General features: G+C 49.0%; 15 protein-coding genes. 7 read left to right on the top strand and 8 right to left on the bottom strand.

Translation table 11 applies throughout. The features are described 5' to 3' along the window. Positions 1-9 precede the first annotated feature (9 nt). From KD145_RS06150 to KD145_RS06135, 4 genes are all read right to left on the bottom strand, one after another. Positions 10-3,270, bottom strand: a complete 3,261-nt coding sequence (locus tag KD145_RS06150) for a TonB-dependent receptor (RefSeq protein ID WP_212005028.1) — start codon at positions 3,268-3,270, stop codon at positions 10-12. A gap of 280 nt (positions 3,271-3,550) precedes the next feature. Beyond that, complete coding sequence (locus tag KD145_RS06145; protein ID WP_212005027.1) at positions 3,551-4,780, bottom strand: FecR family protein; 1,230 nt, start codon at positions 4,778-4,780, stop codon at positions 3,551-3,553. Positions 4,781-4,866: 86 nt separating this feature from the next. Then, complete coding sequence (locus KD145_RS06140; protein ID WP_212005026.1) at positions 4,867-5,502, bottom strand: RNA polymerase sigma factor; 636 nt, start codon at positions 5,500-5,502, stop codon at positions 4,867-4,869. 158 nt (positions 5,503-5,660) lie between these two features. Next, positions 5,661-6,065 (bottom strand): hypothetical protein, encoded by a 405-nt coding sequence (locus KD145_RS06135; protein ID WP_212005025.1) that lies wholly within the window; start codon positions 6,063-6,065, stop codon positions 5,661-5,663. Positions 6,066-6,268: 203 nt separating this feature from the next. Between KD145_RS06135 and KD145_RS06130 the strand changes: the two genes are divergently transcribed. After that, positions 6,269-7,186 (top strand): alpha/beta hydrolase, encoded by a 918-nt coding sequence (locus KD145_RS06130; protein ID WP_212006715.1) that lies wholly within the window; start codon positions 6,269-6,271, stop codon positions 7,184-7,186. A 164-nt stretch (positions 7,187-7,350) separates the two neighbouring features. On the opposite strand, the gene KD145_RS06125 is transcribed toward KD145_RS06130, so the two are convergent. Continuing rightward, positions 7,351-7,593, bottom strand: coding sequence for a hypothetical protein (locus tag KD145_RS06125; protein WP_212005024.1), 243 nt, complete (start codon positions 7,591-7,593; stop codon positions 7,351-7,353). A gap of 826 nt (positions 7,594-8,419) precedes the next feature. On the opposite strand from KD145_RS06125, the gene KD145_RS06120 reads away from it, so the two are divergent. Genes KD145_RS06120 through KD145_RS06110 form a run of 3 tightly spaced genes read left to right on the top strand, consistent with a single transcriptional unit; the run spans position 8,420 to position 15,123 of the window. After that, entirely contained in the window at positions 8,420-11,680 is a 3,261-nt protein-coding gene (locus tag KD145_RS06120; protein WP_212005023.1) for a TonB-dependent receptor, read from the top strand. 12 nt (positions 11,681-11,692) lie between these two features. Next, on the top strand, positions 11,693-13,192 hold the full coding sequence (locus KD145_RS06115; protein WP_212005022.1) for a RagB/SusD family nutrient uptake outer membrane protein: 1,500 nt from the start codon (positions 11,693-11,695) through the stop codon (positions 13,190-13,192). 20 nt (positions 13,193-13,212) lie between these two features. Next, positions 13,213-15,123, top strand: a complete 1,911-nt coding sequence (locus tag KD145_RS06110; RefSeq protein WP_212005021.1) for a CocE/NonD family hydrolase — start codon at positions 13,213-13,215, stop codon at positions 15,121-15,123. 4 nt (positions 15,124-15,127) lie between these two features. Here the strand turns inward: KD145_RS06110 and KD145_RS06105 are convergent, their stop codons facing one another. After that, on the bottom strand, positions 15,128-15,658 hold the full coding sequence (locus tag KD145_RS06105) for a GNAT family N-acetyltransferase (protein ID WP_212005020.1): 531 nt from the start codon (positions 15,656-15,658) through the stop codon (positions 15,128-15,130). 115 nt (positions 15,659-15,773) lie between these two features. Here KD145_RS06105 and KD145_RS06100 point away from each other — a divergent pair, with 115 nt between their 5' ends. Next, positions 15,774-16,586 carry a hypothetical protein gene (locus tag KD145_RS06100; RefSeq protein ID WP_212005019.1) on the top strand — a complete coding sequence of 271 codons (813 nt, stop codon included), beginning with the start codon at positions 15,774-15,776 and terminating at the stop codon, positions 16,584-16,586. Positions 16,587-16,711: 125 nt separating this feature from the next. Here the strand turns inward: KD145_RS06100 and KD145_RS06095 are convergent, their stop codons facing one another. Both KD145_RS06095 and KD145_RS06090 read right to left on the bottom strand, forming a co-directional pair. Then, positions 16,712-17,626, bottom strand: coding sequence for a patatin-like phospholipase family protein (locus KD145_RS06095; RefSeq protein WP_212005018.1), 915 nt, complete (start codon positions 17,624-17,626; stop codon positions 16,712-16,714). Beyond that, on the bottom strand, positions 17,623-18,462 hold the full coding sequence (locus tag KD145_RS06090) for a hypothetical protein (protein WP_212005017.1): 840 nt from the start codon (positions 18,460-18,462) through the stop codon (positions 17,623-17,625). The genes KD145_RS06095 and KD145_RS06090 overlap by 4 nt, the downstream gene beginning before the upstream one ends. A gap of 202 nt (positions 18,463-18,664) precedes the next feature. On the opposite strand from KD145_RS06090, the gene KD145_RS06085 reads away from it, so the two are divergent. Both KD145_RS06085 and KD145_RS06080 read left to right on the top strand, forming a co-directional pair. After that, on the top strand, positions 18,665-19,219 hold the full coding sequence (locus KD145_RS06085; RefSeq protein ID WP_212005016.1) for an RNA polymerase sigma-70 factor: 555 nt from the start codon (positions 18,665-18,667) through the stop codon (positions 19,217-19,219). A gap of 99 nt (positions 19,220-19,318) precedes the next feature. After that, a complete protein-coding gene (locus tag KD145_RS06080) occupies positions 19,319-20,347 on the top strand; it encodes a FecR family protein (protein ID WP_212005015.1) in 1,029 nt (342 codons plus the stop codon). Positions 20,348-20,423 lie beyond the last annotated feature (76 nt).

Here is a 20,423-nt window from a genome sequence, read left to right as displayed (position 1 = left end):
TTTGGATGGTTAGAAGGAAAGGTTGAGGCCCAGCAGGAAAGTACGGGACAAGGGGTACGCATCCCAGGAATTGTCCATACCTCTGGTAAGAACGCCACTACCCGGGGCAATGCCCAGGTCCGGATTGTAACCTTTGTACTTGGTAGCGGTGAACAGATTTTCCGCAGAACCGAATACCCGTATTCTGTCTATACCCCATTTACCGGTCAGGGTTTTAGGCACGCTGTATCCTATCTCCAGTCGTTTAAAACGCAGATAGGAGCCGTCTTCCAGCCATCGGTCACTGTTTTCCCTTTTGTTGTTATTGGGATCAGATAAGGTGAACCGTGGGAAGTTGGAATGATGGTCCGGTGTCCAGGCATCGAGTACGGAAGTGGAGAAGTTGGTCACTTCGGTCATTTTTTCCATCCATTGTCTTCTGCCGTTATAGATTTTATTACCGGAAACGCCTTCAAAGAAAATGTTCAGGTCAAAACCTTTGTAAGACAGGTTGGCGGCCAGTCCCATATTGAATTTAGGGAAGGGGCTGCCCAGGTTCTGTACGTCCTGGTTGTCGATTTTGCCATCGCCATTGTAATCTACAAACCGGATATCGCCGGGTTTGGCATCGGGTTGTATGGGAGTGCCACCTTTGTTATATGCTTTTATTTCTTCTTCCGAGTTAAAAATACCATCGGTTTTAATGAGGTAGAAAGAGCCTATTGGAACACCTACTTTGGCCCGGGAGATGTCACCAAACTCTTGCCGGCCGGAACCGATATTGATGGCGGTCATCTCGTTGGCAGTATGTGAGAAGTTGAGCATTACGCGGTATTTCAGGCCGCTGCGGGTTTCATTGGTATATTCTACGGAAGCCTCATAACCCCTGTTTTCGATGATACCGGCGTTGAGGGTAGGAGTACCTGTTTTACCTACAGACAACGGGAAAGGCACGCCCAGCAATACACCGCTGGTCTTTTTATGGAACACATCAAAGATGAAGAACAGTTTGTTGTCCAGGAAACCGGCATCTATACCGCCGTTAATGATTTTGGTTTCTTCCCAGGAAAGATCGGTAGGAGAAGCATAGGAACTTACGGTAGCACCGGGCCACAACACATTGCCCTGTACGTAGTTGATACCACTGGTAATAGCAGACTGGGTTAGGTAGTTGCCTATTTCCTGGTTGCCCAGCATACCCCAGCTGCCGCGCAGTTTCAGATTGCTGATCGTGTTTCGCAAACCGGAGAAGAAATTTTCGTTGTGGACATTCCAGCCGGCAGAGAAGGAGGGGAAGGAGCCGAACTGGTAATCGTTGGCAAAACGGGAAGAGCCGTCTCTTCTGATAGAAGCGGTAAACAGGTACCTCGAGTCAAAGGAATACATGATACGTCCGAAACTCGAGAGGATAGCGCTGACATTAGCACTACCATCGTTTTGCTGGGAGTTGGCAGTGCCGGCACCCATTACGGAAGTACCTTCGGGGAGGTCGTTGCGGGCAGCACTGAAACCGGAGTAAATGTTTTTCTGTGCGGTGTAGCCGACTACCGCATCGATATGGTGTTTGCCCAGTTTTTTGGTATAACTGAGGGTATTTTCTGCCAGCCAGGAGTTACTGATGGAAGAACCTTCGGTCAGATCGGGCAACTGGTTAGCGGCGTTACCATCGTCGTAAATACCGGTATAGGTACGGTTGTAACCCTGTATTTCCGTGAGCCCTAAGTTAAATTTATATCGCAGCCCTTCTATTAGTTTCACTTCTACAAATGCATTGGCCAGCAAGTTCAGCTCTTTGGAGCTTCTATTGACCCTTTCCAGCAGGGCTACCGGGTTGGAAAGGTTTTTCATGAAGATGGATCTTCTGCCAAAGCCGCCCAGCTCATTGGTAGGATCATATTCCGGAACTGTAGATGGCATGACGAGCGCACTGCCTATGAGACTGTGGGTTTGGTCTCCGCCGCTGGGAGCCAAACGGCCGCCGCCTCTTTTAATCATAACGGTCTCGCCTATCCGGAAACGTCCTTTTTCGAACTGTGTTTTTATACGAAAATTGACGGCAGAGTAATCCGTATGAATCATGGTGCCGTTTTCCTTGAGATAACCACCGGAGAGGTTATAGGTGAAGTTTTTGGAGCCACCGCTGAAATTAACGTTGGTACGGGTAACGGTAGCCTGACGGAAAATGGCGTTCTGCCAGTTGCTGTTGACACCAGCATAATCAGGAATACCGGACAGGTTGGCCTGCATCAGTTTGGTCCACTGTTCGCCATTGAGGAGGCTCATTCTTTTGGGGATGGACTGTACACCTACCCAGCTGTCTATTTCGAGCTTGGGGGTGGTTTCCTTAAGGCCTCCTTTGGTGGTGACGATCACCACGCCGTTGGCAGCGCGGGAACCATAGATACTGGCAGTGGCAGCGTCTTTCAGTACTTCAATCGACTCTACGTCGTTGGGGCTTACTCCGTCGATATTGCTGACAAACACACCGTCCACAATATACAGCGGGGCATTGTTGCCCAGGGTGCTTAACCCGCGGATAGTGATGTTGAGGCCGGAGCCGGGAGCGCCGCTGGCAGATTCTATAGAAACGCCGGGCACCCTTCCCTGGATGGCACTGCTGATATTTTTGGAAACATTGGCACTGATGGTATTTACCCTTACAGAAGATACGGAGCCGGTAACATCTTTTCTTTTCTGGCTGCCATAACCCACGATCACCATTTCTTCTGTTTGCACGGCTTTCTGGCGCAGCTGTATATTGAGGGAGCCGGCCTGAGATACCTGTTTCTCCACCGCTTCATAACCCAAATAGGATATCACCAGGGTACCGCCTCCATCGGGCAGCTCCAGGGTGAAGTTACCATTGACATCGGTGCTGGTGCCTTTGCTGGTGCCTTTGAGTTTGATGGAAGCGCCGCTTAGTGCTTCTCCTGTCAGTGCATCGGTGATACGGCCGTATACGGATATATTGGCAACGGGCTTCACCGCTGCCAGGTCATTTTTGACAGAGAGGATAATCGTATTGTCTACAATACTGTAGTTGAGCTGGTTGTCAGCAAGACATTGGCGCATAACTTCTGCCAGGTCAGCCTTTTCTACGGAGACGGATACCTTGTCTGCTTTTTTCAGCATTTCCGAGTTGTAGAAAAAGGTAAGACCGGTTTGTTTCCTGATCTCCCTGAACACCCTGCTCAGCGGCACATGCCGCATGTCGAGGGTCAGCTTCTGAGAGTAGCCGGTGGCACTGACCTGCAGTGCAAGCACCAGGAGCAGTAAAGCGGTTAGCTTCATAACTTTCAGCATTTGCGCGCACACCGGCGACCACCGGTGTTTGACGGCATTTCTAAATGGCATAACTTTGATAGGTTTTTGGTGAGCAATAAGCCTTTACGACAATATTTGTTTTTTGTTTACCGGAACATTTTATGACCGGGGAAGTGGCGACTTCTCCGGTTTTTTTATTAGATCTGGTTGCTGTTACTGAACGATTTAATTGTTTGACAGTTGGAATTACACGTGGAAAGAGGACGGTCTTTGGCGAAAGATGTCCGCTTAGCATTGGATACTTACATCAGTTGCTGGTTGTTTGTATAGTAATTGTTTTATCGGTGACGGAATAGTGGATACCGGCTGTTTGCAGGATGCGCAGGGCCTGCGACAGGGTAGCCTGTTTGCGGATAGATCCGGAATAATGCTGTGTGGGGATCGTGCCTGCATATACCACCCGGACATCATACCATCTGGCCAGTTGCCGCATGATAGTGGGCAGCTCATCTTCATCAAATTCAAACGTCCCCGTTTTCCAGGCAATGGTTTTGTCGATGTCGGCATCGGTAACGGCTATACGATCGCTTCCTTTGGTGATGGTAGCCTGTTGTGCCGGGGCGAGCAGCGTTTGTTGTCCGCCGGGCAGTGTTACTTTTACTTTCCCGGTGACCAGTGTTGTTTGGGTGGCATGCTCATCTTCATAATCCATGACATTGAAGCTGGTACCCAGTACCGCTATCTGTTGACCATTGTTCAGCTGTACATGAAAGGCCTGGCTGGCGTTAGGTGCAATCTCAAAATAGGCCTCACCGGTAAGATAAACCGTACGGTCTTTTCCGGTAAAGCGGGTAGGGAAGCGGAGAGAAGAAGCGGCGTTGAGCCATACCCTGCTGCCGTCGGGAAGTACCAGCTGGTATTCGCCGCCGCGGGGAGTGCTCAGGGTGTTGAACAGGACGGTTTCTTCTTCGTGGTTGTTGTTGTCGTAGGTAAGGGTACCCTGACCTTTATTGATACGGGTACCGTCTTTTTCCTGGAACCTGCCGGCACCGGTGGAGTCCAGCGGAACGCTGGTGCCATCGGCCAGGGTGAGCATGGCCCGGGAGGAGCCGGGTTGTACATCAGACATTCGTGTTCTGGCAGCGATCTGCTGCTGGTTACGGTAATGGCTATACTGATACCAGCCGCCGGCGGCGGTGAGTAATAGCGCTATAGCAGCTGCGGCATGCCACCAGTGCAGGCGGCGTTGCTGACCCCGTACAGGTGGCGTTGGGGTTGCAGGCTCCTGTGTGGCCGTCTGGGTAGCATGTTCCCGGAGCAATACCCTGAAATGGCCCACTGCAGCATGAAGCTGCCCCTGCTGACCGTTGATGGCATTGAATATCTCCCTGGCCTGGTCAACATGTGCCTGGTGCTCAGGATGTTCCTGGATCCAGGTGTCCCACCACAGGACTTCTTTTTCATCCAGGCCCATGCAGTACCGGAGGAATGAATCATTATGTAAAAAGTCTTCCGCAGAAGTAAAAGAATGGTCCATGATTGTATTGCTATGATATAGTGTGGGGAATGCCCGGATATTCCCAAAGAAATCCGGAATTTTTTTTTGAAGACGACCGGGCTGTTTTATTTACCCGGTACTTTGGCCAGCATTAGTGCGGTGAGCAGGGAGAAAACGGCCGACAATACTTTGAGGGCGAAGCCCAGGGTATTGTAGGCGGTTTTGGTGGTGATGCCTGCGCGACGGGCTACTTCCTCCATGGGGAGGCCGTCGAAGTAACGTAGTTCTACCAGTTGTTTTTGGCGGGGAGTAAGCTGTGTCATGGCCCTGCGTACTTTTTGTCTGGTTTCTTCAGTGGTTTGTACGGCCACGATACGGGCCTCATACGACAGTTCGTAGGGGGCGGCAGCTGCGAAGGCGTCGGCAGCCGCGCCGGTTTGTTGTTGTTTACGGATACCGGCAAATATCTTGCGACGCAGGTAGGTAAAGAGATAGGACTTCACATTGCGTACAGTATGCAGCTGGTGCCGTTTGTCCCATATTTCCAGGAATACATCATTAATGGCATCTTTGGTGAGCTCGGCGTCGCTGCAGCTGCGGATGCCGTAGTTGACCAGGTGCAGGTACATTTTTTCGTATAGGGCTACCAGTGCCTCCTGGTTGTTCTGGCGTACCTGTTCCCATAACAACGTGTTGGCGGTTTCCTGCGGATACTCCGCAGTTGACGGATCGCGGAAGGTGGTTGGCTGATCGTTACTCATCACGAGGAATTATTATGGTCTTGTCATTGTCTTGCTGCCGGGTGCAGATGGACAGTTCATGTTCACGTGGTAGTAGTTGTTGACTTTGGTTGTTAGCTTTAAATCCGGAAGGTATAATAATTAACGGAGAATATGAAAGGGAAGGTGGAAGCCCCTCGTTATTTGAGGCTTCCTGCGATATAAGTACAATAGTCTTTATACTTTTCCTGTTCTGCAGCGGGATAAAGGATCATCACCGTCTGGAAAACTTCAGTGGCGGGATCGCCGAGGTAATCAATTTTACGTTTGACAGTTTTACAGTATACAATATTGCCTTTATCATCGGTGCCGGAGAAAATGAAGAAGTTGGGCTTGACAACTTTATACGCCACTTTATAGTCGCTGGTGGCTGATTTGAGCTCATATTTCATAGGATCGGGGTCAGCGTTTTCATCCAGGTCTCTTGGATCGAGTACGAGGTGACCAAAGGCCCAGATTTTAGCGCTGCCCTGGCGTGCCATAAACGTTTGGCCGTCACCGCTGGTAGACTCACCTTCGCCTTTAAAATCCTGTGGGTATTCCATGCAGAACTGAAATCGGGAATTACAATATTGTTTCCGGGGTGGGATACGGAAAGAGCTGAAAATAACCGTCAATAGGAAAAGGGAGGTTATACAAATTGTCGTTTTCATAAAAAATGTTGAAGCGCAAATGTAAGGAGCCAGGTTGACAATGGTGCTTTTTTCCGACATTAGATAAATAAAAATCCTTATACCTTCATGAAAAAATCCTCACTGTCCTCTTATTTTTCACCACACTTTATGCCAACGCCCAGACATTATATGTAAAAACCTATGGCAATCCCAAAGACAAACCGATCATTTTTCTGCATGGAGGTCCGGGTTATAATGCCGTTAATTTTGAAGTGACGACAGCAGCTCAACTGGCCGGAAAAGGTTTTTTTGTGATCGTATATGACCGGAGAGGAGAAGGCCGTTCACCAGACACCGCTGCCCGGTTTACCTTCGACGAAGCACTGACTGATATCGATGGTCTTTACAAAACATATCATTTAAAAAAGGCGGTTTTACTGGGACATAGTTTCGGTGGAGTACTGGCTACCCTGTATGCAGAAAAACATCCGGCGGCAGTAGATGCCGTGGTGTTGGCCAGTGCCCTGGTGGAAGCGCAGGAAAACTTCCGTACCATTCTCCGGAGGGTAAAAGACATCTATCGTGAAAAACATGACAGTGCCAATTTGCAATATATTTCATTGATAGAAGGAATGGATACCGCCGGCCTGATGTACAGTTCCTATACACTGGGTCATGCCATGCTCAATGGCTTCTATACACCCAAACATCCTTCTGAGGAAGCGAAGGCTATTTACCGCGAAGCGGCTAAAGACAGCCTGCTCAAAAAGTATGGCAGCCAGATGACCAGACAGGCACCCAATGGCTTCTGGAAGAACGAACATTATACTACACTGAACGTGTTGCCCAACATCAAAAATGTGGTGGCCAGGAAGGTAAAAGTGTATGGGATTTATGGAAAGGAGGATGGGTTATTCTCTGAAAAACAGGTGGGTGATCTGGAGGGTATTATTGGTTCAGAGCACATGGATTATCTAACCGGTGCATCGCATAATGTGTTCACTGATCAGCAGGCAATTTTTATCAATGATCTTAAGAAATGGCTGAAATAGCGCTATTTAATATGTAGTATTTAATAAAAATGCAGGTATCACTACCTGCATTTTTTTATTACATTTTATGTTCAATAAGTGTATTGTAACTATTTGATTTATAATTATTTTAATGATATTGATTGAAGTAAAGCAAAACTTTAAGTAAATATCATAAATTACAATCAGGCAGTTTGACCGGTACTCAGTCGTTTACCGGTTTCGGTATAAACCAGTTCTTCCAGCTCTTCCGCAGAATTAACGGTTACAAGGGATACGTGTTCCATCGGTAACGGAGAGAATAACCAGCGCGGACCATTTTGTACCACCCCAAAACCAGACCCGTCTATTTCGATTTTATAGGACCTTTTGGCCTGCTGAAAAGTGAACCCTAACTCCAGTAATTTTTCGTGACTGATTGCGGTCATTTTTTATGTGTATTTTAACTAATACAATAGATATTGTTAAATTGAATTGACTCGTAAAAGCGGGTGTGCTGCGTTATTTATAAGATGTTAAATTAGTATAATATTATTATATTTTATTAATTAATTTCTGAATGGAAGGAGAGTGGTATCAGTGAAATAATAGTATTAGTAAATTATATGATATTATTTGTATTATTAATCAATATGAAATAATGAAGGTATACAATTCTGTTACAACTAAATTAGAGTCTATATTAAATATTTTGACATCTATCATTGTTTGAACCCATTGATCCCTGAACATAGATAGATTAATTATTGAATGCTTAATTTGTATTATATTATTATTTATGAAAATTGATGAAGTGCCGAAAATGAATTGCCAGGAGCTGATTAATTGAATTGTATATTTAATTAATATAATAATATTAGTTTATCTGTATTTGGCAACGGAAATTAACGACACAGGATATTGATATATTGAAAATATTTAATTGAAAACAGACCTGTTAAATATTTAATGTGACGATTGCGTATTATATGTAGATATGCCATTCATCCGGAAAAAACTCCTTTAGACAGGTACTGGGAAAGTTAGTAGTCTATAAATTTGGTGGACTAAAAACTTGTTTATACTTTTATCGAATAACATTAATTGTTCGCTGCCTGCAAAAGGCAACAGCGCAACAACCGAAATCGATCGTTTTTGATACGCGATCAAAGCGCAAACTCATCTAAAAAAAGATTGTCAACCTTTTTCTACCCGGGATAATTACCAGGCCAAACCTGGTAATGGATATTCATTTGTTTAAACCAAAAGTTATCTATGGACTTATTTTACTTTAGTGCACGTAAGTGGGAACGGTGGACCTCCCTGTTGGTCCTGGCTTTATTTTCCCCTTTGTTATTGCTGGCGCAACAACGTGTAAGCGTGACCGGTACTGTACGCAACGACCGGAACGAAACGCTGCCAGGCGTTTCTGTAACGGCTACCAACACCTCCACCGGCGCCGTTAGCTCGGCACAAACCAACGCCGCCGGCGTATTTCAGTTTATCAACCTGCCCGCCGGAGGGCCTTATAGTTTCCGCTTTACCTTTGTAGGACTGGAACCCCTGGTACTGTCGGGATACAGCCTCAAAGAGAACAGCCCGCTGCAACTCCCGGCCACCCTTAAAGAAACGACTTCTTCCCTCAACCAGGTAGTCGTGGTAGGCTATGGCGTACAAAGACGCCGGGAAGTAACCGGCGCTGTATCTTCCATCCGTGCAGCGCAACTGAAAGACCAGCCGGTATCCAGCTTCCAGCAGGCCATCGCTGGTAAAGTGGCCGGCGTACAGGTGATCCAGAACACTGGCGCCCCCGGCGGTAGTATCAGTGTACGTATCAGGGGCCTCAACTCCATCTCCGCCGGCATCGATCCACTGTACGTCGTAGATGGGTTCCCGTTATCCAACGACCTCAAAAACCTGCAAGGCACCACCGATGTGGTCAATATCACCGGTCAGGCTTCCTTCCAGAAATCCCCCGATCCACTCAGTACACTCAACAGTGACGATATCGAATCCATCGAAATACTGAAAGATGCTTCTGCTGCCTCCATCTACGGCTCCCGGGCTTCCAACGGTGTGGTGCTCATCTCCACCAAAAAAGGCAAAAGGGAAGGCCCGCCCTCATTCAGCTACAATGCCTATGGCGGATTTCAGCAGGTCAGCAAAAAAATAAAAATGCTGGATGCCTACCAATGGGCCAAACTGTCATATGATGCCAAAAACAATGCATACCTCGACGCAAAACCCTCCGGTAGCATCAACGATGACAACGCTACCCGGGGCAACTCCAACTTCCAGATAGCACCTGAGATATTACCCTATCTCAGAGGAGAGCCTGGCCTGGTTAATACCGACTGGCAGGATGCCGTATTCCGCACAGCACCTGTCCAGAACCATACCCTCTCGGCCTCCGGCGGCAATGATAAATTCCAGTATTATATCTCCGGAAATTATCTCGACCAGAAAGGAATCGTGATCGGTTCAGGATATAAACGATATGGCGTCCGCGCCAATATGACCGCCAACCTTACTCCCCGGCTCAAGGTGGGCATCTCCCTCAATCCTACCTTCGATCATTATGATCTCATCAACAGTGAAGGTCCCTGGACATTCGATGGTATCCTGAGCAACGCCCTCAAAGCCGCTCCCATCTTCCCGGTCTACAACCCCGACGGCTCCCTGGCCACCAACAAACAAAACGTATGGGCCTACGGATATTCAGGCGGTGAAAACCCCGTGGCACTGGCCACTCAGATAGAAGACAAACTGGACCACATCCGTAACCCGGGAAATATTTACGGAGAATATACCATTATAAAAGGCCTCACTTTCAAAACCTTCTTCGGTACTGATATCAACTATTTCAACCGGAATTATTACCGGCCTTCCACACTGGGCAGCTACAAACCTATTCAACAAGGTGCGCCCACCATACCTAAAGGCTCCGCTCAAACGGCCCAGTCGGTGAACTGGCTTTGGGAAAACACCCTCAACTATCATTTTGAAGTGTCCAAACACCACTTCGATGTGCTGGCTGGTTATACCTCCCAGAAAAACACCACCAAAGCCAATGAAACCGTTGGTACCGGCTTCCCTAACGATGCCGTACATACGATAAATGCGGCTACTATTACCAGTGGCACTTCCAACACTTCCCAGTGGTCTTTGTTATCTTATCTGGGCAGGATCAACTACAACTACAACGATAAATATTTCATCAGTGCCAGTATGCGTAGCGATGGATCTTCCCGCTTCGGTGCCAACAACAAATGGGGCTATTTCCCTTCCATTTCAGGCGGGTGGCTGATCAGCAACGAAGCCTTCTTTAAAGTGCCGGTGATTTCAGAGCTGAAGGCAAGGGTTAGTTACGGTACTTCCGGTAACTTCCAGATTGCCAACTACGCCTCTTACGATCTGCTGGCATCCAACAACTATATCCTGGGTAATGGCAACGGTACCGTGGTGAATGGTGCAGGACTGGCACAACCGGCCAATCCGGACCTGACCTGGGAGAAAACCGCGCAACTCAATGCCGGTCTGGATTTGGGGCTGTTCTCCAACCGGATCTATCTCAACGCTGATTATTATAAAACCACCACCTCCGACCTGCTGCTGAATGTACCGGTGCCTTTCAGTTCCGGTTTTGCCACAGCCCTCCGTAACGTAGGGAAGGTACAGAACAGCGGGGTGGAACTCGGGATTACCACCCATAACCTTACCGGCGCCTTCTCCTGGAATACCAGCTTTAATATAGCTGCCAACAAAAACAAAGTGCTGCAGCTGGGCCCCGGTAATGCGCCCATTCTGTCTGATGGCGGTAATGGTACGATCTCCCAGCTCTTTATTACGGCAGTAGGGCAGCCGATCGGCAGTTATTATGGGTATGTAAATGGTGGCGTGTTTAAAGACCAGGATGAAATCAACGCCTATCCGCATTATGCGACGGCCAAGCCGGGCGACCGCCGCTTCGTTGATGTGAATGGTGATAAAAAGATTGATGCCAACGACCGTACCGCCATCGGCAGCTATTTCCCGGACTACATCTGGGGCCTGACCAACGAACTCCGCTTCAAAGGATTTGACCTGGCTGTATCCCTGCAGGGAGTACAGGGCAACGAAATCCTCAACCTGCAGCGCCGCTTCATCTTTAATATGGAAGGTAATGCTAACCAGATGGCCGATGCAGTATCGTCCTGGAAATCCCCACAGGACCCAGGCGATGGCAACGTGATGCGGGCCAACAGGGTTACCAATGCCAACAGCGCCCAGATCAGTTCTTTCCATGTGGAAGATGGTTCGTTTGTGCGTTTACGTAACCTGACCATCGGGTATACTTTCAACAGCAAACAGCTGGGTAATCATGTCCGTTCCCTGCGCCTGTATTTGTCCGGACAAAACATTTACACCTGGACCCGTTACACCGGCTACAACCCGGAAGTCAACGCCAGACCCGACAGTCCGCTCTCACAAGGGGAAGACTATGGTACTTACCCGCTACCTAAAACCTTTATTGCCGGCTTAAATCTTTCATTCTAAAACCAGGCACTCATGAAATTATCAACTATATATCACCTGCCTTTTTTCAAAGCCTGCGGAGCAGTCATTGTCAGTTGCCTGTTGCTGACTGCGTGCAGCAAGGATTTTATCAATCTCACGCCACAGTCCAATCAAACGACGGCTACCTTTTTTAAAACAGCCTCCGATTTCCAGCAAGGTGTCAACGCTATCTATGATGGGCTGCAAAGCACCCAGACCTACGGTAAAAGCTATTATTACCTGATGGAAGTACGAAGCGACAACTCCGATATCTGGGACAGGGGAGCACTGGCAGGCGTGGCTTCACAGATAGACTTCTTCACCGAAGTGACGACCAATCCTTTTATCAGCGATGGTTATGCCGGCGCCTATGTGATCATTACCCGGGCCAATGCCGTGCTGGATCAGATTGATGCAGCAGCTATCCCGGATTCTTCCAAAAAACAATTCAAAGGAGAAGCCCTCTTCCTGCGCGCGCTTTCTTACTTCAACCTGGTACGGCTATACGGTCCTGTGCCGCTGGTCATCAAAACCGAAACCACCAGCCAGGCACTGAACCATAAAAGGAATGCGGTAACTGAAGTATATGCACAGATTGAAAATGATCTGCAAACGGCAGCTTCCCTGTTACCTGCGGTGTACACTAACGTCAACGACTATGGGCGTGCTACCGCCGGCAGTGCATATGGTCTGCTGGGTAAAGTGCTGGTCACGGAAAAGAAATGGGCCAATGCCCTGACAGCCCTTAAAAATGTAGGCAATTATAGTCTGGTCAGTGATTATGCCGACCTGTATAAACCTGCCAATATCATCAACACGGAAATGTTGTTTGCCGTGCGCTTTAAAAAAGGACTGAGTCCTTCTGAAGGCAACAACTATTTCGCTGATATGGTGCCGGTTTCTTTTTTCTATAACGGCATACTGTACGGCGGTTCCAACAATAACCGTCCTACACGTAACCTGGTGGCGGCTTACGAAGCAGGAGACAAGCGGCTGGGCATTTCGCTGGACACCGTTTATTACAATTCAGCTACCAACCTGATGAAAGGCAACTATGTGAAAAAATACCTGGACGTGCCTGGTGCTACCAATGATGGTGGCAGCAGCTTCCCGGTACTGCGTTATGCTGATATATTATTGTTACAGGCAGAAGCGCTCAATGAACAGGGATATAACGGGGGAACCGGCGATGGCACTGCTTTTGGATACCTGAATGCAGTCCGCAAAAGGGCCGGCCTGCCGGAAAAAACAACGGTCGATCTTCCTGATCAGGCCAGCTTCCGGGACGCAGTGTTCCGGGAGCGGAGGGTAGAACTGGCCTTCGAAAACGATCGTTGGTTTGACCTCGCCCGCAACAGCAAAGGAGTGGCAGTTATGCAGGCCCATCTGCTGCAGGAATACGGACTGCCCACACCGGTACTGAACACAGACCGCTTGCTGTTTCCCATCCCGCAAAGCGAAATCAATATACATAATGATCCCGCCAGCTTCCCCCAGAATAAAGGGTACTAGCTGCGGACAAAGCGGAAACCATGAGATATGTTTTAACAGGGCTGATATGCGGGCTGCTGTCTCTGACAGCAGCCGCGCGGTCGGCTTCCGATTCCATCTGGGTGAAAGCCAACTATATCAAACGGGAACAGTATATCCGTATGCGTGATGGTGTACAGCTGTTCACCGTTATCTATCAACCCAAAGACAGCAGTGAAAAACATCCGGTGCTGATGACCCGCACACCCTATTCCAGTGCACCTTACGGAGAAGCATTCAGCCCCAATCTGTGGAATACCTACTGGAAACAGTATGTGCGTGAAGGTTATATCATTGTGTTGCAGGATGTAAGGGGGCGATGGATGAGTGAAGGCAGTTTTGTTGACATCCGGCCATTTAACCCGGATAAAAAAGCACCCGATATTGATGAAGCCAGTGATACTTATGATACCATCGACTGGCTGTTGCAGAACATACCGCATAACAACGGGCGTGTAGGCCTTTTCGGTATATCGTATCCCGGGTTTTATACTACCATGGGCGCTTTGAGCGGGCATCCGGCGCTGAAGGCTGTTAGTCCCCAGGCACCGGTGACAGACTGGTTTCACGGTGATGACTTTCATCATAACGGCGCCTTTTTCCTCATGGATTGTTTTGGTTTTTATACCAAAGGTTTCGGATATCCCCATCCGCATCCCGTATCTGTAGCACCGGTACAGGCGCTGAAACTGCCCTGCGCGGATAATTACAATACTTTTCTGAAAATAGGTACCATTCAAAATTTCACCCGTCTTACCGGCGACAGCCTGGCTTTCTGGAAAGAAATCATGGCACATCCCAACTATGATGACTGGTGGAAAGCCCGCGACCCGCGTAACTACGTACAGCACCTGCAACCGGCTTCGCTGGTAGTGGGTGGTCTCTTTGATGCGGAAGATTGTTTTGGTGCCTGGAATCTTTATAAGGCTATTGAAAAGAAAAGGCCCGTGACACATTTCAATAAACTGGTGATGGGGCCCTGGTATCACGGACAATGGGCTGCTGCAGATGGTTCCCGGCTGGGCAACATCCGCTTCAGCAGTAATACGGCAACCTGGTACCAGGATAACATCGAAGTACCTTTCTTTAATTATTATCTGAAAGGCAAAGGTTCGCTGGATGCCTTGCCGGAAGCGACGGTGTTTTTTACCGGAGAAAACCAATGGCGGCAGTTTACGGAGTGGCCTGCTTCCTACGTACAGCCTGCAACGTTATACCTGCAGCCCGATGCTGCGCTGGCATGGGCGCCACCGAAGACGCAGACCCCGGTATACACTGAATACATCAGTGATCCGGCGCGTCCGGTACCTTATACGGAAGATGTGCACTATATCCGTACCCGGGATTATATGACCGATGATCAGCGCTTTGCCTCACGCCGCTGTGATGTGCTGACATTTGAAACAGCCGTGCTAACGGCACCGGTTACACTGGGAGGCACTGTAACAGCCGATCTGAACGTGAGTATTTCCGGAACGGATGCTGATTTTGTAGTGAAAATCATTGACGTATTTCCGGATGATTTCCAGTATCCGGGTGCTCCTCCGCCCAACAAAACCCGCGATGCCGGTGGCCCTTACCAGATGGGAGGTTACCAGATGCTGGTACGGGGTGATATTTTCAGAGGACGCTACCGGCATAGTTTTGCTGACCCCGAACCATTTGTGCCAGGGAAAATTGAAAAAGTCCGTTTTAACCTGCCGGACATTGCACATACCTTTTTAAAGGGGCATCGTATCATGGTGCAGATACAAAGCAGCTGGTTCCCGCTGGCTGACAGAAACCCCCAGCAGTTCGTCAACATTTACGAAGCTACAGAGAATGATTTCCGCAAAGCCACTATCCGCATATATCATGATGCGGTCCATCCTTCAGGAGTGATATTGCCTGTGCTTCCACAGGTAAAACAGTAAAGGATTACAGCGTGCTTCCGGGCTCCAGTTTCATGAGAATGTCGGTCTGTTCATCGGAGCCGAGCAGGAAGATATGGGTGCCGAAAGGAATGAAGCCGTGTTTACGGTAGAAGCCGAGGGCCTTTTCATTTTTCTCCCAAACGCCCAGCCAGATGTAAGTTACTTGTAGCTGTCGGGCAATAGTGATGGCATGCTCCAGCAGGTGGTGCCCTGCTTTCAGTCCCTGATAAGCCTGTAGTACGTATATGCGTTCTATTTCGAGGGTATCCGGTTTTTTAATCTCGGTTTGTGCTTCGCCGGTGTTGAGTTTGATGTAGCCGATAGGTGTATGCTGATGGAAGGCAATATAATAGTTGCTGTCCGGTGAATTGATCTCCAGGGCAAGCTGTGCCGGATTGAAGTGCCTGGAAACATAAGACTCCATATCGCTGGCGGTATTGTAAGCCGCAAAAGTTTCGAGGAAGGTTTGAGAAGCCAGTTGCTGCAGGAGTGGGAGATGATCATTGGTGGCGGTGATGATGTCGATATGCTCCATGGGTTCCGGTTTTTGCAAAGATACTTTAATTCAGACGTATACCCTTTACCGTTTCAATGGTTGGAAGATACCGGCAGAGCGTGTCAGAGCAATTTCCTTTTAGTAACTTCGTTGTATGATTAAGGAAGAGACCCGTCTTACAGCGGAGGACATACAATTGCTGAAAAGCCTGGGCCGTGTGAAAGGGCGCCGGTTGAGGATGCTGGTGCTGCTGACGTTTGTTGCGCTGGACCTGGGAATATTGTTGCTGGGTTCATCACGGATGGGCGAGGCCGGAATTTCGATTCCGGTAGCGATTGCCTTTTTACTGCTGACAGCCCTTTGTTTTTTTATGTGGCGGGGGATGTGGCTGATGTCGCGTCGCAGCCAGCGGGGCATACAGGATGGCCGCAAAGGTATTGTGGAGCTGCAGCTGAAAGCGTTGAAACCCAATGGCAGGGGTGGTTTGGACTATGTGGCCGCTAACGGGGAAGTATACCGGGTAGCGGTACCTTTGCCAGGTATATCGATATTGGGTAAACAGCAGGCTGCCTTTTATCCGGGTGTTATTGAACAGGCGGAGGGTCTTTCCGGAGAGAAAGTATTGTTACATATCAGCGCCACCGGCGTATTGCTGCAGGTATCTTATCCCAACCAGCCGGCGGTTAAAGCAGCGGCGGCATTAACGGAAACAGACAAACAGCTGGTCCGGGAACATCGCAGCAGGGAAAAAGTAATTGTTATCGGCAGGGTCACAGAGATCCTGCATCCTATCAGAAGAGGCAAAAGAGTGGAGGATACGTATATCCGTTTAGGTGATACCCTTTATCTGCTGAAGCCCTTGCGGGCGCCGGAATTAGCTATCAGCACCGGACAGGAAGTACATCTGCATTTCCTGCCCGGCAAACAGGGAGAAGCTGATCAGCTGTTATACTTACTCGGCTCTTAGGCTGACTGCCGGATTAATGAGGGCTGCGGTGATAATGATCAACATGCCTGCTACACTGACCTGCGGCATTTTTTAAAGGCAGCAGCTGTTTTATTAAATTAATATACCGCATAGTTTGTTCCGCACTACATATTCCCGTCCGGGAACTGTTGTAATACCATTTTTGCGCGTAGCTGACCCTGTTTCATCCAGGACTGCATCAGTAGTTTATCGAAACGCAGGCCTGTAGGGAAATCCGGGTCCAGTTCTGCGTCCGGGCATATATAATAGACCTTTACCGGGCTGGTAGTGGTGAGTTTGAAGTTGCGCAATACTTCCAGGTTGTTTTCCCGTACTTCCTGTATGAAGATGGTGATGGCACGCATCAGCACATCCAGCAGGGCCGTATAGGCGTTACCGGTAGCGAGCTGGGTGTCGGGGTTATTACTAAGGATAAAGATACGGTGCTCTTCCTGGCGGGAAAGGTTGCTGATGACAGCCCGGGTAGGGATTACCTCGCGGTTGCCACCATCGGCATATTGCCGGTCATTGATGGTTACAGGCGGCATAAAAACAGCCTGATTGCTGCTGCTCAGCAGTGATTTTACCAGTATCTCGGTAGAGTCGATCACAATATTGTCGTAATGCGGGTCGGATGCCAGCGCGCGGGAGGAGAAAATACTGAGCCGCCCGGTTTGTAAGCATACAGTGTTCAGGCAAAGCAGGGAAGGGGACTGCCGGATGGTTTGCCAGGCGGTATCGTCCATCTGTTGCCGGATCTGGTTTTCGAGTGGCGCGGTATCGTAAAGATAAGGTCTGTTATTGAGGATATTGTTGATGACATTTTGTTTGTTGAGGATATCGGCGTTGCTGTTGCTGAGGTAGATGTCTGTTACTTCAGGTATTTTGCCGGCAGCCACCATGGCGGCTATTAATGCGCCGGTACTGGTGCCGCTGATGAGATCAAAAGATTGGATGCCGGTGCCGGCCAGCAGCTGCCGCAATGCGCCCACGCTGAAAGCGCCTTTGGCGCCGCCTCCGCTGGTGATGAGTACGTTCATGGTTTTTTGTTGAAAGGCTGATGAAATAATACAAGGCCCACGGCAAAGCCTATACGGGCAGATTTCAGTTCATTGTTCACGGAAGCATTGATACCGAAAGGGCCTAGCTGCACTTCGGCTCCGACAGCCACCTGGTTGAAATGAACGAAGCTGGTGTTATATTCCGTATATACGTTGAGGTTACCTACTCCTACCGGTATTTTTTTAACGGAGATATCCGTGATCCTTACCGCCAGCCTGCTGCTGAGGGTGGTGTAGAAAGTATTGCCGCGAAGGAAGACAGCTGGTCCGGCCATCAGCCGCAGGTGGCCACCACATTGACCTGCGGGCGCAAAGGTATAACTCAGGTATCCTCTGAGAGTACCCATATAAGCCACCTGGCTACTGAAAATATCAGCAGCACCCTGACCTAACTCCAGCCGTCTTTCCAGCCCGCCGCAGAATTCGGATGATGGAAACTGAGGACTGGAAACAGTCGTGCGGTTCATGTATAACAACCACTGAAATACGTTGCTGGCTTCGTCATCAGGGAGGGCATCGGCAAAACAGGTGCCATTAAGGGTGTCATGTATAAAGGTGGCTGTTTGTTTACTCAGGCCTACAAAAGACTGATAGCTTTTAATATCCCTTTTTTTCAGATTGTCCAGCAGTTGTATGTTGGTACTATCCTGTGGCTGGCATCGGCCCAGTATTTTGGTAAGGGCAGAAAGGGAATGGGCATAAGTTATTGCTTTTGCTCTGCAGCTGGCATCATCGCAGCATTTGACAGGTACTTGTGCAGCGACGTCGCTGAAACTGCCCAGGCATAGTAACAACAGCAGTACGGTTTTTCTCATATACTATAAATTGCTCGTCTCCGGTTGAGTATATTCGGTACCGGAAAATTAAGCCAGGCTGGGCCAATATGCATTGCAGTGCCGAAGGATACTTCTTAATTACCGAAGAAAAATATGCTGATACTTTCACAGGCAGGGATAGCTGCTTTGCGGGAAAAAATGATTAGTTTACCCGGGTGCACGTATTTTTTAAAACTATTGTATGGAAGACGCTGAAATAAACACGCTGTGGCAGTCTGTTATTGGTGATGATGATCAGCTGGCGTTCCGTGCGTTGTTCGATTATTTTTATAACAGGTTGGTACGTTTTGCCACCGACCTGGCAGGTACCAGGGAGGCGGCAGAAGAGATCGTGTCTGATGTGTTTGTGCAGTTATGGAAAAACCGTAAACAAACGGTAGGGGTTATACGATTAAAGACCTATTTATATACAGCTGTCCGCAACCGCAGCTATAATTATATACGGGACCATCAGCAACACCGGTGGCTGGGATTGGAAGAGATTGAAGAACCGGCAGTAGCAGGGCTTTTGCCTTCGCTGGAATGGAAAGAGCTGCAGCAATCACTGGATGCTGCTGTAGAGCGGTTGTCGCCCCAGGGCCGCACTATTTTCCGTATGGTCCGGGAAGAAGGATTTAAATATAAAGAAGTAGCCACTATCCTCGATATCTCACCCCGCACCGTAGAAACCCAGCTGGTAAGGGCCATCGCCCGCCTGCGGCAGGTGTTGCAACCACTGCAGCAACCGGAAAAATGATCCGGGCACTTCTCCATAAAAAAATTTTAAAGGCTTGTAGGTAATCCATCATTTTTTCGTGTCTGAAGGATAGGGGAGATGATATTCCCGGATGTACACATGACACCTGATCAACGCCTGAACGAACTGATAGCCGCCAGCATGGCAGGCACTATTGATGCTGCGGGTAAGGCCGAGCTGGAAGCATTGCTGCAACGTTTTCCGGAGCAGCGGGCGGTGCTGTCACTGCTGGAACAATACTGGAAAGCTGTTCCGTCAGAAACAGCACCGCCTGAAGCCGTGTTTCAGCAAATGATGGCCGAAGCAGTGGAGGTGCCGGCATCCGCCCCATCTATAAAAGGATCCTACCGCTGGCTTTGGAGTGCTGCCGCAGTGGCGGGTATCCTCCTGGGACTGTTTTTCTTTCAGCGGTCCGGGAAACCAGCTACAGACCAGATAGTACAGACGATGGACGGAGAAAGAAAAGTATTCCGGCTCAGCGACGCTACCGTTGTACATCTGAACGGCGGCAGCCGGCTTCGTTGTGTGCTCGATGCCGGGCACCGGGAGCTATGGCTGGATGGAGAAGCCTATTTTGAGGTGGCCCGCGACCCTGGCCGCCCTTTTGTAGTACATGCCGCCGGCGTGAATATCAGGGCACTGGGCACTGCCTTTAACGTAAAAGCCTATCCCGGACAACCCAAATGTGAAACGACCCTGCTGCAGGGCGCAGTAGAAGTATATACCGAACATACACCTGACCGTAAAATACGGTTGCGACCCTACGAAAAACTGGCCCTGGATGCCACCGGCATCCCAACCGTTCCTATAAAAAAGATAAACCTGAAACCCGTGCATGCCGGCGTTCCCGTTGCCACTGCTATCGCCGCGCCGGCGGCAGACAGCAGCCTGACCGAAACCGCCTGGGTGAGCAACCGGCTGCAATTTGATGCTGTTGACTTTGAAGAACTGGCCCTCCTGCTGCAACGCTGGTATGGGGTGCAAATCACTTTCCGGAATGAAAAACCTAAGCACTATGTGTTCAGCGGCGCCTTCGCCAATGAATCTGTCACACAGGCCCTGAGCGCTTTACAGCTGACTGAAGACTTCCGCTATGAAGTACAGGGCAAAACGATAACCATATATTAAATGTCAACAAGGGAATAAAAAACCATCATCAAAAAAACGTTATGAAACAGTAAAAAACAGTAGAACAAACAGAAAA

Origin of the sequence: Chitinophaga sp. HK235 (assembly GCF_018255755.1) — a bacterium.
Lineage (GTDB): Bacteria > Bacteroidota > Bacteroidia > Chitinophagales > Chitinophagaceae > Chitinophaga.
This window is presented reverse-complemented; position numbering and strand designations above follow the sequence as displayed.